The sequence below is a fragment of the Lapidilactobacillus wuchangensis genome (genome assembly GCF_003946645.1).
GTDB lineage: Bacteria > Bacillota > Bacilli > Lactobacillales > Lactobacillaceae > Lapidilactobacillus > Lapidilactobacillus wuchangensis.
This window is the reverse complement of the sequence record NZ_RHOU01000010.1, coordinates 56,935-70,936: the sequence shown is the minus strand read 5'-3', so window position 1 is coordinate 70,936 and position 14,002 is coordinate 56,935. Positions and strand designations below refer to the sequence as shown.

The 14,002-nt window shown below is 40.7% G+C and carries 14 protein-coding genes; 1 reads left to right on the top strand and 13 read right to left on the bottom strand.

What is annotated here, in order from left to right; translation table 11 throughout:
• Positions 1–4: 4 nt before the first annotated feature.
• From EKM82_RS08785 to EKM82_RS08730, 13 genes are all read right to left on the bottom strand, one after another.
• On the bottom strand, positions 5–1,204 hold the full coding sequence (locus EKM82_RS08785) for a C40 family peptidase (protein ID WP_125768163.1): 1,200 nt from the start codon (positions 1,202–1,204) through the stop codon (positions 5–7).
• Between the two features lie 459 nt (positions 1,205–1,663).
• Entirely contained in the window at positions 1,664–2,833 is a 1,170-nt protein-coding gene (locus tag EKM82_RS11920) for a CHAP domain-containing protein (RefSeq protein WP_125768120.1), read from the bottom strand.
• A gap of 247 nt (positions 2,834–3,080) precedes the next feature.
• Positions 3,081–3,362: a hypothetical protein gene (locus tag EKM82_RS11520; protein ID WP_164508193.1), complete on the bottom strand. Its 282-nt coding sequence runs from the start codon at positions 3,360–3,362 to the stop codon at positions 3,081–3,083.
• A 707-nt stretch (positions 3,363–4,069) separates the two neighbouring features.
• Entirely contained in the window at positions 4,070–5,353 is a 1,284-nt protein-coding gene (locus tag EKM82_RS08775; protein WP_225419701.1) for a CHAP domain-containing protein, read from the bottom strand.
• Between the two features lie 441 nt (positions 5,354–5,794).
• The gene (gene tyrS, locus EKM82_RS08770; RefSeq protein ID WP_125768118.1) at positions 5,795–7,060 is read right to left on the bottom strand and encodes a tyrosine--tRNA ligase; all 1,266 of its coding nucleotides are present in this window, start codon (positions 7,058–7,060) and stop codon (positions 5,795–5,797) included.
• A 762-nt stretch (positions 7,061–7,822) separates the two neighbouring features.
• A complete protein-coding gene (locus tag EKM82_RS08765; protein ID WP_125768116.1) occupies positions 7,823–8,491 on the bottom strand; it encodes a glycerol-3-phosphate acyltransferase in 669 nt (222 codons plus the stop codon).
• Between the two features lie 50 nt (positions 8,492–8,541).
• A complete protein-coding gene (locus tag EKM82_RS08760) occupies positions 8,542–9,084 on the bottom strand; it encodes a sigma-70 family RNA polymerase sigma factor (RefSeq protein ID WP_125768114.1) in 543 nt (180 codons plus the stop codon).
• 174 nt (positions 9,085–9,258) lie between these two features.
• Positions 9,259–10,083: a hypothetical protein gene (locus EKM82_RS08755; RefSeq protein WP_125768112.1), complete on the bottom strand. Its 825-nt coding sequence runs from the start codon at positions 10,081–10,083 to the stop codon at positions 9,259–9,261.
• A 313-nt stretch (positions 10,084–10,396) separates the two neighbouring features.
• Positions 10,397–11,704: a C40 family peptidase gene (locus EKM82_RS08750; protein WP_125768110.1), complete on the bottom strand. Its 1,308-nt coding sequence runs from the start codon at positions 11,702–11,704 to the stop codon at positions 10,397–10,399.
• A gap of 194 nt (positions 11,705–11,898) precedes the next feature.
• Positions 11,899–12,138, bottom strand: a complete 240-nt coding sequence (locus tag EKM82_RS08745) for a DUF2922 domain-containing protein (RefSeq protein ID WP_125768108.1) — start codon at positions 12,136–12,138, stop codon at positions 11,899–11,901.
• 2 nt (positions 12,139–12,140) lie between these two features.
• The gene (locus EKM82_RS08740; protein ID WP_125768106.1) at positions 12,141–12,371 is read right to left on the bottom strand and encodes a hypothetical protein; all 231 of its coding nucleotides are present in this window, start codon (positions 12,369–12,371) and stop codon (positions 12,141–12,143) included.
• A gap of 159 nt (positions 12,372–12,530) precedes the next feature.
• Complete coding sequence (locus EKM82_RS08735; RefSeq protein ID WP_125768104.1) at positions 12,531–12,998, bottom strand: DUF6773 family protein; 468 nt, start codon at positions 12,996–12,998, stop codon at positions 12,531–12,533.
• 2 nt (positions 12,999–13,000) lie between these two features.
• Positions 13,001–13,195 (bottom strand): helix-turn-helix transcriptional regulator, encoded by a 195-nt coding sequence (locus EKM82_RS08730; protein ID WP_125768102.1) that lies wholly within the window; start codon positions 13,193–13,195, stop codon positions 13,001–13,003.
• Between the two features lie 247 nt (positions 13,196–13,442).
• On the opposite strand from EKM82_RS08730, the gene EKM82_RS08725 reads away from it, so the two are divergent.
• Entirely contained in the window at positions 13,443–13,997 is a 555-nt protein-coding gene (locus EKM82_RS08725; RefSeq protein ID WP_125768100.1) for a helix-turn-helix transcriptional regulator, read from the top strand.
• Positions 13,998–14,002: the final 5 nt, after the last annotated feature.

Genomic DNA, 14,002 nt, shown 5'->3' with positions numbered 1-14,002 from the left:
TTAATTAGATTCGACGAGCGAATGAAGGGCTCCAAGCACTGATTGATTGGTAAGTGACATTTTGGCCAGGTTGTGGGGCGTGAATGTAACGACCGCCACCGACATAAATACCAACATGATAAGCACTACCAACGCCACCCCAGAATACTAAGTCGCCAGCTTGTAAGCTACTTAATGAAACTGAAGAACCAAGTGTACTCATAGCTTGAGAAGTCCGTGGTAAAGAAATTCCAGCTTGCTTAGCTGAATACCAGATCAAACCTGAGCAGTCAAAACCAGCGGGTGTTGACCCACCATAAACATATGGTGTGCCAATATACTTAGCGGCATTATTAGCAATAGCAACACCGCGACCAGTACCGGTAACAGTTGTGCTACTGCTACTATTGTTGTTAGCAGCAGATGAAGTATTTGCTTGACTTGAAGAAGCACTTGCATTGTTACTTTGGCTTGATACAGAACTACTACTTGCTGTATTGGCAGCTTGAGTAGTTGTTGTTTGCTTAGCAGCAGTTTCAGCGGCTAAAGCAGCGGCAGCAGCCCGACTAGTAGCACTATCTAATTGTGCTTGTAAAGTTTCTAATTCAGCTTTGTTAGCGTCAACTTTATCTTGTAATTCTTTTTGAGCAGTTTCAGCAGCAGCTTTCTTGCTGTCAAGACTTGCTTTGTCAGCGACTAATTTGGCCTGATCAGCGACTAATTGATCTTTCTTATTAACTTGGTCCGCTTTTAAATCAGCTAATTTTTCTTTAGATTCAGTGACGGCAGCCATTGCTTCTTTGTTGGCACCGTTGATCTTGTTAACGGCCATTGACCGTGAAACTAAATCAGTGAAATTATCACTGCTTAAAACGAAATCGACGTAAACATTACCAGATACACTGTTAGTTGATTGTTTTTGTAATTCAATCAATTGTTCGCGTAAAACTGATTTACGGTTAGCTAATTCTTTCTTAGCAGTAACAATTTCGCCATCAATATTTGAAATTTTAGCTTGAGTATCATCAATGTTTGATTGCGTATCATTAATAGCTACGATCTTATTGGAAACATCGTTGCTTAATTTAGCAACTTGATTTTGTTGCTCGTTCAATTGTGCTAATAACTTGCTAGCACTACTTTTATTATCGGAAATCGCGCTCTTTGCGTCAGAAATTGTATCGGCAGAAACTTGGTGAACACCCGCAAATACAGGGCTTGCCATAATAACAACAGCGGCGCCAACGAATAATTGTTTTGTAAGTTTTTTCAAGATTTACACTCCCATGATTTATTACGAAACCTAGTATAACAATTCTTGATTACAGAAAGATTACAGCAACAACAAGAACCTGTGACCATTATTACAGTATTTTTATCATTTTGTGCAATAAGAAAAAGGTACCGCCAGCAAAGCTTGTAAGCGCTGGCTTTGTCGCGATTTTCTAATATCAATTAGAAATCACTAAGATTATTTCATAATTAGTTATAATCAGTCTATCATTGAATTAATGATTCAATAAAGCCTATCAAATCAACACTTGTGGCAAAACTAGTCAAGTTGATTCTCGAAATTTTGCTTTGTAACATTAACTAAATATTTGTGCAGCCATTTAAGGACGCAACAACTAAAAAACACGATTGCCAGTAATGGCAATCGTGCTTCATCATGAGAATTTTTAAATTAACGTGCTGGGTGAATATAAGTGTATGAGCCAACGCTACCTAAACTTTGTAAGTTAGGACCAGCTGGGTTAGAGAAACCATTTCCGCCTTGGCTAATTGTAATTGAACCACCAGTAACGGCTTCAACAACGCCAACGTGACCATAGCCAGGAGCAGCGATCCAACCGCCAACATTTTGACCACCAGCAAAAACAACGATTGCACCAACTTCTGGTGTGTTGTTAACGGTGTAGCCAGCAGCGGCAGCACTAGCGCCCCATTGGCCACCATTGCCCCAATGACCGCCAGCCCAGCCTGTACGTTGGTATGCATACCAAGTACATTCGCCATAAGCATATGGGTTACTACCTGAATGAGTATTAACCACTGGTGCTTTCACACTGTTATCAAGTGGTGTAGCAGCAGCTTGTTTAACTGGTGCAGCCACTGCAGTAGCTTGTGCTTGTGCTTTAGCCCCAGCTTCAGTTTGCGTATTTAATTTAACTTTTAAAGTACTTAAAACATCTTGGTTTTCGGAAATCTTAGTTTGTAATGTTTGGGCGGCAGCATCAGCATCAGCTTTAGCAGCATCCAAAGCAGTCTTTTCGCTAACTAATTTGTCCTTGTCAGCAACAAGTTGGTTTTGCTTAGTTGTTTGTTCATCTTTTAAGCTAGCTAATTCTTGCTTAGCATCCTGAACAGCTGACATTGCTTCTTCGTTAGCCTTGTTTAACCGGTTAACAGCAAATGAACGAGAAATGAGTTCTGTAAAATTGTCACCACTTAAAACGAAATCAAGGTAAATATTGCCTGATACACTATTAGTTGATTGCTTTTGTAATTCAACCAATTGTTCGCGTAAAACAGCCTTGCGATTAGTCAATTCAGCTGTGGTCGTTTTAATCTCGCCAGTTAATTCGCCTAATCGTTTTTGCGAGCTGGTAATATTATCTTGAACGTCAGCAATTTCTTGGTTCTTAGCCGTCACTTTATTTTGTAAAGACCAAACCTTACCCTGAATCTGATCTAATTCAGCAACCAATTTATCGCCAGCAGATTGTTGGCTAGAAATTGATGCCTTAGTATCGTTAAGTGAATCTGCAGAAACTGTTTTAGCTCCGGCAAATAATGGGCTAGCAATCACCAATGCAGCCATACTGACAAATAATCGTTTCGTTAGTTTTTTCAAATTTTACACTCCCATGACTTAATGCGTGATAAGTATAGCATGAACATCATTACAGCCAGATTACAGAACGACAAAGAAGAGATGACATTATTAGCAAATTGTTATCCTGCATAAATACCGCATTAAATCAAGGTTTATTTTAATCAATTTCAGTGAAAATAGGTTGTTTGCAATCTAATTGAGATATGTTCGCAATTATTTTGATGACAAAAACAATCGCTTACATTTTGTATTTTTTAAATTAAGTTCACTGATAATCAATCAGTCTAATCAGCATTAAAAAATTGTTCAATTTGATTTTAAATCTTGCAGTACTGCTCGAAGTAATTGCAGACCAATCGGAAAACTTTGAACCCAAGTGAAGGTGTTGAAACAAAACTGGTTTTGACTCCATTGCGGGCTTGCTGGTTGTGGAACGCGGCCGGCATCGATTTGAACCAATTGAAGACCAAATTGTTTCAAATACGAGCCTTTGTCTAACCGCTAAAGCGGCAAGACAAATTTGGCAGCTGACAACCACGCCCTCCATTCCGTCTGAAGTTTAGGTAGTGCACTTCAACTTTGTTAGTGTTCAAGGCAATTGTAGTGGGACAGCTTAACTTGATTTGAATTGTTATCATATTTGAATAGTGGTACCAAAAAAGTCTATTCGACATTTCTCTGGTCTACTTCCAGAAAAATTGTCAAACAGACTTATTTAGTTTACGCCAATCCGTTTTCTAAATAGTGGTGCTGAATTCAGTTAGTTTCCACAGGTGGTTGTTGGGCGATTGGCGTCCAACTTTACTAGTATTGCCTTGATATCAACTAAACCTAAAGTGGGCTAAATTAACTCAAAACGCAGTGGAGGCCGCCGGGTTGTCAGCCGCCAAATTATCCTTGGCGCTTTAGCGCTTAGGATAAGGGTTGTATTTGAGATTGTTGCGTTAGCAATAAGCTCAAATCAATCCCGGCCGCGTTCCACAACCCGCCGGCCGCAACGGAGTTGTCAGCTACCTTGTCTGAAACTAGTTTAGCTTCAAATCGATGACCACAGCGTTCCCCCACTACTTAAATCGCCCAGCGACCACCTGCCATAATTGGGGAAGACTTAAACATTATCGCGATTTCCACCAATTTCTGTATCAAAATAGTCAGGGAAAACACAAATAGCCATGATCACTCAAATAGAGTCACCATGGCTATTGCATACACAACGAGATTTAAAATCAGCGTTGCTTAATTATTTTCAAATGATTAGTTTGCTGGGTGGATATAAGTGTAGGCACCAACGTTGCTAAGAGTTTGATAGTTAGGACCACCAGGATTAGAGAAGCCCATTCCCCCTTGGCTAATGGTGATTGTGCCGTTACCGACAGATTCAACATAAGCAACGTGACCGTAAGTAGGATCAGCTGTCCAGCCACCAATGTTTTGACCACCAGCGAAGCTAACTAAGGCACCAGCTTGTGGTGTGTTATTAACAGTGTAACCGGCAGCGCGAGCGCTGTTACCCCAGTCGGCACCATTACCCCAGTAACTGCCAGCCCAGCCAGAACGTTCGTAAGCATACCAAGTACATTGGCCATAAGCGTAGGCGTTGCCGTTATGTGAGCTATTACCACCATTGCTAGAACTACTCCCGCTATTACCAGTTGAAGTGCCGGCATTGACGTTGTTCACGACATTGTTAGTTGTTGATTGGGTACTTGCACTACTACTTGAGCTAGCAGTTGAAGAACTTGCAGCAGATTTAGCAGCACTTGCTTGAGCTGCGGCAGCTTCAGCAGCAGCTTGTTTTTGAGCAGCTTCGTTAGCAGCTTTTTGTTGGGCTGTTAAAGCAGTGTTCAAGTTAACTTGTAAGGTTGCTAAAGTGGCTTGGTTATCTTCGATCTTCTTTTGTAAGTCTTGCGAAGCACTGTCAGCATCTTTCTGAGCAGCTGTTAAAGCAGCTTTTTCGCCAACTAATTTATCTTTGTCAGCAACTAATTGATCTTGCTTTGCTGATTGTTCGTCCTTCAAACCGGCCAATTTGTCCTTGGCTTGTTGAACGGCATCCATGGCATCCTTATTAGCTTTGTTTAATTTACCAACAGCTACTGACCGTGATAATAATTCAGTGAAGTTGTCGCTACTTAAAACAAAGTCAATATAAACGTTGCCAGAAACACTATTGGTTGATTCTTTTTGTAATTGAACTAATTGTTCCCGCAAAACAGTCTTCCGGTTGTTTAATTCAACTGTCGCTGTTTTGATTTCGCCAACTAATTCATCTAACCGAGCTTGCGAACTAGTAATGTCCTTTTGAACGTTAGCAATTTCTTGATTCTTGGCAGTTACTTTTTTCTGTAAAGCAACTACTTTATCTTGCATATCGTTTAATTGGCTAACTAATTTTTCGCCAGCACTTTGGTTTGATGAAATTGCTGATTTGGCATCTGATACTGTATCTGCATAAACGGAACCGGTCTGGGCCAAGGCAGGACCTGCTAAAAGCATTACCGTGGCGCTAAGAAATAAAGTCTTTTTGATTTTTTTCAAAATGTACACTCCCATGACTTAATACTAGAACTGAGTATAGCAGTAATTTTTTACAGTAAAGTTACAGCGAAAAAAACATGATGTGACAATTACTAATTTTTTGCTAGCAAAATTGTAATATATCATAAGGCTTGTCATATCAAGCTTTGCTATCACTTTTGCACAAACGAAGTGCCAGAAATGCTAATAAAAGGTTGGTAATATATTTCCTTCACATGTAATTTTTGACAAAAAGCGACAAATTTTCTCCTAAAAACGGACTTTTGATCATCATTTCCAAATTTTTCAGTAAAAAAAGTCAAACAAGTTACTACATCGAAACAAACTTGGCCTAGTAAAACCATTAAAAAAAGAAACCGTGTTTGCAAAAATCAGCTAATACTGACTTTCCAAAACACGGTTTCGCGATTATTTTACTTAATTCGTTTTAAGATTTAACAACTATTTTTCGATCCGCACCAAAGTATACTTCTTTTTACCTTTACGAATAATAATGAACTTACCTTCAAAAGCGCCGTCAGGATTAACTACAAAGTCAACATCTTGCTGACGGAAACCATTGACGTAAATGGCGCCATTATTAATGTCTTCCCGAGCTTGGCGCCGTGAAGGTTCAATCTTGGTTACATCAGTCAAGAATTGCACCAAATTCCAAGTATCGTGCGCAACTGTGACCCCAGGCATTCCGTGGAAACATTGCTCAACTTCTTTAGCCGACAAGCTTAACAAGTCCCCTGCGAAAAAGGCTTGAGAAATATGTTCCGCTTCAGCGCAAGCCTCTTCCCCATGAACAAAAGTAGTGACTTCTTCAGCCAAGCGCCGTTGTGCCAAACGTTTTTCTGGTTCTGTGGCCACAGCTTTAGCCAATTCATCAATTTCTTCGTGAGACAAGAACGTGAAGTACTTCAAGTATTTCACTACATCGCGGTCATCTTGGTTTAACCAGAACTGATAAAATTCGTAAGGCGTAGTCTTTTCAGGATCAAGCCAAACAGCGCCACCAGCAGTTTTACCAAACTTGGTACCATCAGCCTTTAACATCAAAGGAATGGTTAACCCATAAACTTTGGCTTCTTGACTTTCCAATTTGTGGATCAAATCAGTCCCGGCCGTAATATTACCCCATTGATCGGCGCCACCAATTTGTAATTGAACGTCATGTTCTTTGTACAGCGTCAAGAAATCAACCGATTGCAAGATTTGGTAAGTAAATTCAGTAAAAGAAATCCCAGTTGCTAAACGTGACGAAACAACTTCTTTATTGAGCATCACGTTAATTGGGAATTCCTTGCCGTAAATCCGCAAGAAATCTAATAAACTAATTTTTGATAACCAATCGTAGTTATTAACAATTGAGAAGTTATCTTTGCCAAACAAATGAATCATTTGTTTCGTAATGGCTGCTTCATTCTTCTTCACTTGATCCATTGTTTGCAGTACACGTTCAGTTTTACGACCAGAAGGATCGCCAATTGAACCGGTCCCACCACCAATCACAATGTAGGGATGATGCCCAGCGTTTTGGAATCGTTTCAGAATCATGAACGGAATTAAATGACCAATGTGCAGCGAATCCCCAGTTGGATCAACCCCACAATATAAAGAAACCACTTTTTCAGCAGTTAACTTTTCCAAGCCTTCTAAATCAGTCACCTGATTAACCGCGCCACGCCACTGTAAATCAGCTAAAATTTCATTACGTTCCATCTTTACCCACTCCATTTTCTCTTAATAATCTTGATTAACTAAATTAATGCGCTCTCGCCAATACGCCAATAAAAAAATCCCTGACCAACACAATGTTGATCAGGGACGATAATTTACCGCGGTACCACCCAGTTACTTGCCAAAACAAGCACTCTCGTTCGTAAAGAGAACGACCCTCGTACGTAAAGCACAATGTAATTCATGACCTTGCCGCAACCGATTTCCAGCAACCATCGGCTTCCTGAATGCAAAACAACACCACTACTGAGTTATGCGAGAACTATTGAATTTAATGCCAATGTTACTGGAGAAAATAGGGAAAGTCAAGACCAGAGTGTGAGGGGCGGTGGGTTTTTGGCGTAGGCTAATTTCAAATAATTGCTTGAGCTGCTTTAGCAGATCGAGTGATTATTTGAATTAGCCATAGCCATTTACCGCCTCGAACACGTTTAAGACCAGAGTGTGAGGGGCGACGTTCTTTTGGCGTAGCATAATTTCGATAATTTGATTGGGCACTGCAAGTGACCGAGCAAATCATCAAATTAGGCATAGCCATTTGTCGCCCCGAACACGTTTTTTGTCACACTCTGAAATTTGGCGGCTGACAACCATGCCCTCCATTCCGTCTGGAGCAAGGTTGCTTAACGCTCAATTGTTGGTGCTAGTTGGACACTAGCAAGACAAGTCAACTGAATTATAATTCCTGCAGTTAAAAACTCGATCACAACTATGCCACATTAAGAATAACTAGATATATGTCAACTATTTCTGCGAATCTTTCTTTGTGGCATTAGTTGCGTTCTCACTGACTACTTCTGGCTTTTTCTTGAAGCGTTGCAGTAAATCAATTTTCTTAGACTTTCCGTGGGCCAAATTAACGAGGTCGTGCCAGAAGCGAATGATTGATAACACGGTTAGAAAACCAAATCCGATGGCTGGTTCCAGACCGTACAAAACGGCGTTGACAACGGTAAAACTCAAAAGAATCGTAATTCCCGGTAAAGCTAAATCTTTGGTGATCAGCAGGACTGCTAGGGCAATCAGCAAACAAATCAGGCCCCATTTTAAATCATAAGAAACTAACAGCAAAGCTGAGACGGCAACACCTTTACCACCCTGAAATTTAAGCCAAACTGGGAAGTTATGCCCCAACGTGACGCCAATACCGGCGTACATGATGGCGAGTCGACCTAAATCAGGAAACAGCCAAACAGCTATTAGAATTGCGACCAGCGTTTTCAGTAAGTCGCCACACAACACTAAGATTCCGAATTTCTTACCTAAAACGGCGCCAATATTAGCGGTACCGGGATTACCTGAGCCTAATTCGCGCGGACTTTTTCCCGTGCGCCAGTAGCTCACCGCATAAGCCGTAATAAAATTGCCGAAACCATAGCCAATTAACAACGCATAAATTCGTGGTAATATCATTTTCCAACCCCACTTGTTGATTGTTTTGACTTGATTATATCATGTTTAACTTACTGACGAGTGGCCAACTGTTTCGCCAGTCGTTGCCGTAAATAATAACGCCTTGCTCGTAAAGTCCGCGGACTAAGCTGATATTTGGTTGCCAGAGCACTCAAAGGTCGACCTAAAATAAAGTGTTCACGAATAATTAATTGATCAACTGCCGAACTTTGTTGCGTCATTTGCTGCAGTAGCATCAGCACCACTGAATGTTCGCTAAAGTCAGGCAACTTCCCGGGCAATTTTGTAGGCAAGTCGGCCATTTGGCGCCGTTGTTGATAACGCAATAAATCAGTCATTCGCCAACAAATCTGCTGGAAAACATAGGGTAAAAATTGGGCCTCCTGCGCTGGATCACCAGGGTATTGTTGATAAGCCTGGGCATAAACCAAATACGCTTCCTGCAAAAAATCATCGTAATCCTGATGATGGCGCCAAACACCGGCCCGTTTAATCGCACCATGGATCAAACCTTGCTGATCCAAAGCGGCAGTAAGTCCTGCCGTGATCGTCCGTTTATTAGCGGTAGTTGCGGCAATCTGTTCAATTTTCATGTGGAAAACTCCCTTAAGATTTTCCACAAGCGCTTGCGGTAACTACAAGCTAACAAGTTGATTCAAGGTATGCATCTCGGAGCACCATTCCTGATTTAGATAACAAACAGTCCCTATAATTAACTTCAGTGTCTAGCACTTAAAGCTAATTATAGGGACTGTTCCGAACATAAATTAATTTAATTTATGTTGCCGTTGCATCGATTTCTGAAAAAAATCAATACTATTATCAAAAACTGCCATTGATTCAGTTAACTCAGGGTGTGTACAAACTTGTGCCACAATAACACGCTCAATGGCTTGCCGAAAGCGGATGATTTCTGCCTCAGTCACAGATGCTTGCAGGTATGCATACTGAGTGTCAGCACGCTGTAAAATACTCGGATTTGAACGTTTGATCGTCAGTTTCAAATTGAGTTGCTCACCAATACAATGCAGTGCAAAAATCGAACGACTGCTCATTTTAGTGACATCAACTAAACGCTGACTGAAATTAGATTGCACCGGTAAACGTAAAGCAAATTGCTGGCAGAAAACAAAATAGCGTTCTGAACCATCAATCACCGGAATAATTTCAGCAATATGGTGCAGCGCAACCCAATCGGCACATTTTGAACTTGAGACACCTGATAAATGCATCATGACAGAGTTGCCAAAACAAGAAGATAACTCACGATTATTTGGAACTTCTAAGAAATCACGTAATTGTCGATCAAAGAACACATCAATAATATGAGAATTAATCCGCAGTTGCATTAATTCACGTGTGCTTTTTGTCGAGAAAAACACTTCATTTGGTGCAATAACAAGCGCCTTTATTCCTTCAGGATTATCGACCTCGTAGTTGATCAATGCATAAAAGTCCTTGATCACTTCAGACTTCCTATGAATAGGAATTTTGGTCCGTAACCAAGGCGCTAAAAGATCTCCCTTGCTAAGACACCACTGAACCTCCCATAGATTATATAAATCGCGAGTATTTATTACATCTTTATTCAATTGATACCTCCTAAAAATTATTTCAGGAGAAGGGTATAAATTAAATCTCTTTCTTTTAATCCACATACAGAAAATTAACACTTAACTGTACGACCTTAATTCTTATTTATCTGGAGCATATTTCTCCTGATGCCCATATCGTATCAGGTATGGAATTGTTAAGCAACGATCAATGTTAACATTTTTTAGATTATCTGTAACATCAGTGGCTAAACCAGAACGTCAATCTTATTCAGCAAGTCTTACTCTCGCTGGAAAAACAAAAAAGACCCCATCCAAAGATGAGATCTCATTATTCTGCAAATATTATTTTCTAGTAAACACCAGGAACGCTCATTGCGAATGAAGGTGCAAACCATTGAGTTGAGCCAATTGTAACATTCTGGCCAGGCGTTGGTGCGTGTAAGTAGCTACCGCCACCAAGTGAGATAGCAACGTGATACGTATTACCACGGTCACCGAAGAATAATAAGTCACCAGGTTGTGCTGATGCAACGGACTTAACAGTACCGCTGTATTCTTGTTGGTAAGTAACCCGTGGTAAATTAATACCAAAATGACCGTAAACGTACTGAACTAAACCAGAGCAGTCGAAACCGGCTGGTGTAGTACCACCCCAAACATATGGGACACCAATAAAGTTCTTGGCATAATTAACAATTTCTGCACGTGATGCCTTAGCAGCTGAGTTGTTATTTGTGCTTGGTGTTGTTGGTGCTGGTGTAACAGGTTTTGTGACTGTTTGTGTTTGGTTACTGTTGTTATTAGTTGTGGTGTTATTGTTTTGATTTGTGTTAGTTGTTTGATTATTGTTTGTGTTTACTGTCGTGTTGCTATTAGCATTATTAGTAGCAGCAGTATCAGCATTAGTTGTCGTATCAGTAGCTGGTTGTTCAGTTGTTGTGCTTTCAGCAGGTGCAGCTGGTGCAGGTGTCGTAACTGCTGGTGTTTCCGTAGCTGGTGCTGTAGCAGTTGTATCTTGCGTATTCTCAGTTGTTTGAGCTGTTTCTGTTGAAGCAGCTGGTTGTTGTGCTTGGGCAGATTGGTCGCCATTAGCAACGAAACTACCACATACCCAACCGCCATTTTGTAATTGATACCAAGTTACGCCGTTAGCTTGTTGAGTGGCAACATATTGAGCTGTTTGACCAGTAGCCAAATAACCTTTGACATTAGAGAAGCCAACACTTTGCCAAACTGTAGTTGCACCTGATTGATAAGTTGCTGTTAAAGTACCAATTGGTGTCGTTGGTGTTGTTGCTACTGGAGCAGTTGCTGTTGTGTTAGCAGCATTATTAGTTGTTGCTGCATTTGTATTAGTAGTTGTTGTGCTTTCAGCAGCAAGGTACATTTCTGGTACCCAACCACCGTCAGTTGTTTGTAACCAAGTTTGGCTATAAACTTTCTTGCTCGCAACAAATTCAACGGATTGATTAGGTAATAAATACCGTTTAACCTTTTGTCCAGCTTCTGGACTGGTCCAAACAGTAGTCGCCCCCTCGGCGTAACCTACTTTCCGAGTTGCTGCTTGAGTTTCGTCGGTCTTTTGGGTTGCCAAGGCAGCCGTTGCCAGAACACCCATACCGATCATAAGTGAAGCCATTGTTTTATTCTGCGTCATAATGTAGTATTCCCCTTTTTTCCAAAACCGAGTATAGACTAAAGCTCATTCTTGAATACCCCCTATCATAACGCTTTAATGTTACAGAAGTGTAACACACGCACCAAATTAAGATGACAACGCTGTCACCTGGTCTAGACAACTGCCAATTTAGCTTGATATATCAATGGTTTACCGCCTTAAGAAAAAATAAATTATTTTTCATCAACATCAGTTTTTACTGAGAAAATTGGGGTCACAATTCGTTCAACGTAATTAGCCGCCAATGGTTCATGGTAAAGCTCTTCATCCCCTTGCTTGAACAGTTGACTGGCAGAAATTGCCGCCATTTGTTCACGGACAACTGCCGGCTCAAGTTCCTGATTAACGTTATTGACAGTCAATGTCCGTTTCTTCTGTTGTGATGTTTGATATTGTAGTTGTAATTGTTTCATCTTTATTCACCTTCCTCTTGATCATCAAAGCTCACCAATTGCTTGACAGTTACTTCAGCATCGCCTAACTGATCGGCCACACCTAATTTAGCCAGGGCCGTGCCCAAGGTCTTTAGTTGCGCTGCCGATGGTGCTGCAACGATTTTGTTAAAACGACGGAACATGACGCCGTCTTCATAATGTTCACCTTTCATTTCTAAAGCGATCGTGGTCGCTTGCCAACTTGTTGCCATCTTCAAAACCTCCATTGAATTTTATTTTGTTAAGCTGATTCGCCGGCGTGAATTGCTTACACTATAGATAACGTTTGAGAATGAAAAAACGGCAAGAAAAAATCCGACTATTTATTTAGTCGGACTTACTGATTCATGTTATTTGATTGGATTGCGTGTTTAACGATTGATCCGCCGTTCAAAAGATGCCTGCCCACGACGATTGAGCCAGTATAACGTGGCAATGATGACACCAGTGAGCAGCAAATTAGCAGCAAACAGGAAGACTAGTGCCATTAGAAAATGCTTGTCGAACACACCTTGATATTTAGCGTGATACTGTTGATAATTTTGAAAACCGGCAATGATTGTGGCGAGAATACTTAAACCAACAGCGGCCAAGCTCCACCACAGTTTGGCTTGGTGAGTCGAATGGATAATTTCTAAACCCAGCGTCAACTGCCGCACAATAATATATAGCACACTGCCACCAATCATCACTAACTCAGTCACATAACTACTCATTGGTAACTTCAAGAAATAATACTTACTGAATAGCGATACCAACGCAAACGTCATAACTAACAGATACGTTTCATTTAGAATGCGGCGGCTAGCACTCACAATCCGTTCATCCTTAATCTTCATAACTATTCCCCCCAGAATAAATCGTTCAATGTTTTATCTAGTGCTTGGCAAATCGCAATACAGAGTTTTAAAGTAGGATTATAGCGACCCGCTTCAATTAGACCAATTGTCTGACGAGTGACGCCAACCTGCTCAGCCAATTCTGCTTGGCTTAAATCAGCGGCAACTCTGGCTAACTTTAAGCGTTTATTTTTCAATTAATATCTAACCTCCTTGTCAAAAAGCATAACGTGTTTAGCTAGTGGTGTAAACTATATATGTCATATTGACATGTATATTGTTCTACTTAATTTTTGAAAAAAAGACGCAGTGCCAGATTATACGATCAACATTAGTCATTAGTGTGCCGATCTCATTACTAATTTTCCTTGATAGATCAACAATGCTAGTTATCCTTGCTAGCTATTTTCACACCATTTAACTATTTTAGAGAGGAATTCGATCATGTCAGAATTTTCATTAGCCAATAATTTAAAAAACGCGCGCCAACTGCAACATTTAACCCAGCAGCAAGTTGCTGATACTTTATATGTTTCACGGCAAACTGTCTCCACTTGGGAAACGGGGCGGAATTTACCTGACCCTTTGATGATGCGAAGTTTGGCCCAACTTTATCAAGTTTCAACTGACTCATTATTAGATTTAGTTAGCGAAAAGCCCGGCAAAGTCGTTGGCCGCAAATCAGCGTTCCTTTTGGGGCCAGTCTTGGCAATGCTGATTATTGGTCGGCTAACTGTGGCCACCTCGGCCATGATGTTAATCTGTTCAGATTTATTGATTGTCATCTTACTGGGACTATTGTGGCAGCATCAACGTCAACCACAACTATCTAGCTGGCTGCTAAAACTTGATAGTTGCGTCAGTCTGTTAATGATTCTTCTGGCAACGTCGAATATTCTAAAAATACCTTTTAGCTTGCAGGTTATTTATTTGCTCAGCGGTCTTGGTATCGCTGCGACAGTCGGCTACCACTACTGGCAAAAATTAATTGCTTCCTAACAGAC

What these genes read in the sequence shown, in the direction of transcription:
- EKM82_RS08760 (WP_125768114.1), bottom strand. Translation starts at nt 9,084, where the DNA reads ATGAAAATTGAACAGATTGCCGCAACTACCGCTAATAAACGGACGATC.
- EKM82_RS08785 (WP_125768163.1), bottom strand. Translation starts at nt 1,204, where the DNA reads ATGGCAAGCCCTGTATTTGCGGGTGTTCACCAAGTTTCTGCCGATACA.
- EKM82_RS11520 (WP_164508193.1), bottom strand. Translation starts at nt 3,362, where the DNA reads ATGGAGGGCGTGGTTGTCAGCTGCCAAATTTGTCTTGCCGCTTTAGCG.
- EKM82_RS08745 (WP_125768108.1), bottom strand. Translation starts at nt 12,138, where the DNA reads ATGAAACAATTACAACTACAATATCAAACATCACAACAGAAGAAACGG.
- EKM82_RS08725 (WP_125768100.1), top strand. Translation starts at nt 13,443, where the DNA reads ATGTCAGAATTTTCATTAGCCAATAATTTAAAAAACGCGCGCCAACTG.
- EKM82_RS08735 (WP_125768104.1), bottom strand. Translation starts at nt 12,998, where the DNA reads ATGAAGATTAAGGATGAACGGATTGTGAGTGCTAGCCGCCGCATTCTA.
- EKM82_RS08740 (WP_125768106.1), bottom strand. Translation starts at nt 12,371, where the DNA reads ATGGCAACAAGTTGGCAAGCGACCACGATCGCTTTAGAAATGAAAGGT.
- EKM82_RS08750 (WP_125768110.1), bottom strand. Translation starts at nt 11,704, where the DNA reads ATGACGCAGAATAAAACAATGGCTTCACTTATGATCGGTATGGGTGTT.
- tyrS (WP_125768118.1), bottom strand. Translation starts at nt 7,060, where the DNA reads ATGGAACGTAATGAAATTTTAGCTGATTTACAGTGGCGTGGCGCGGTT.
- EKM82_RS08765 (WP_125768116.1), bottom strand. Translation starts at nt 8,491, where the DNA reads ATGATATTACCACGAATTTATGCGTTGTTAATTGGCTATGGTTTCGGC.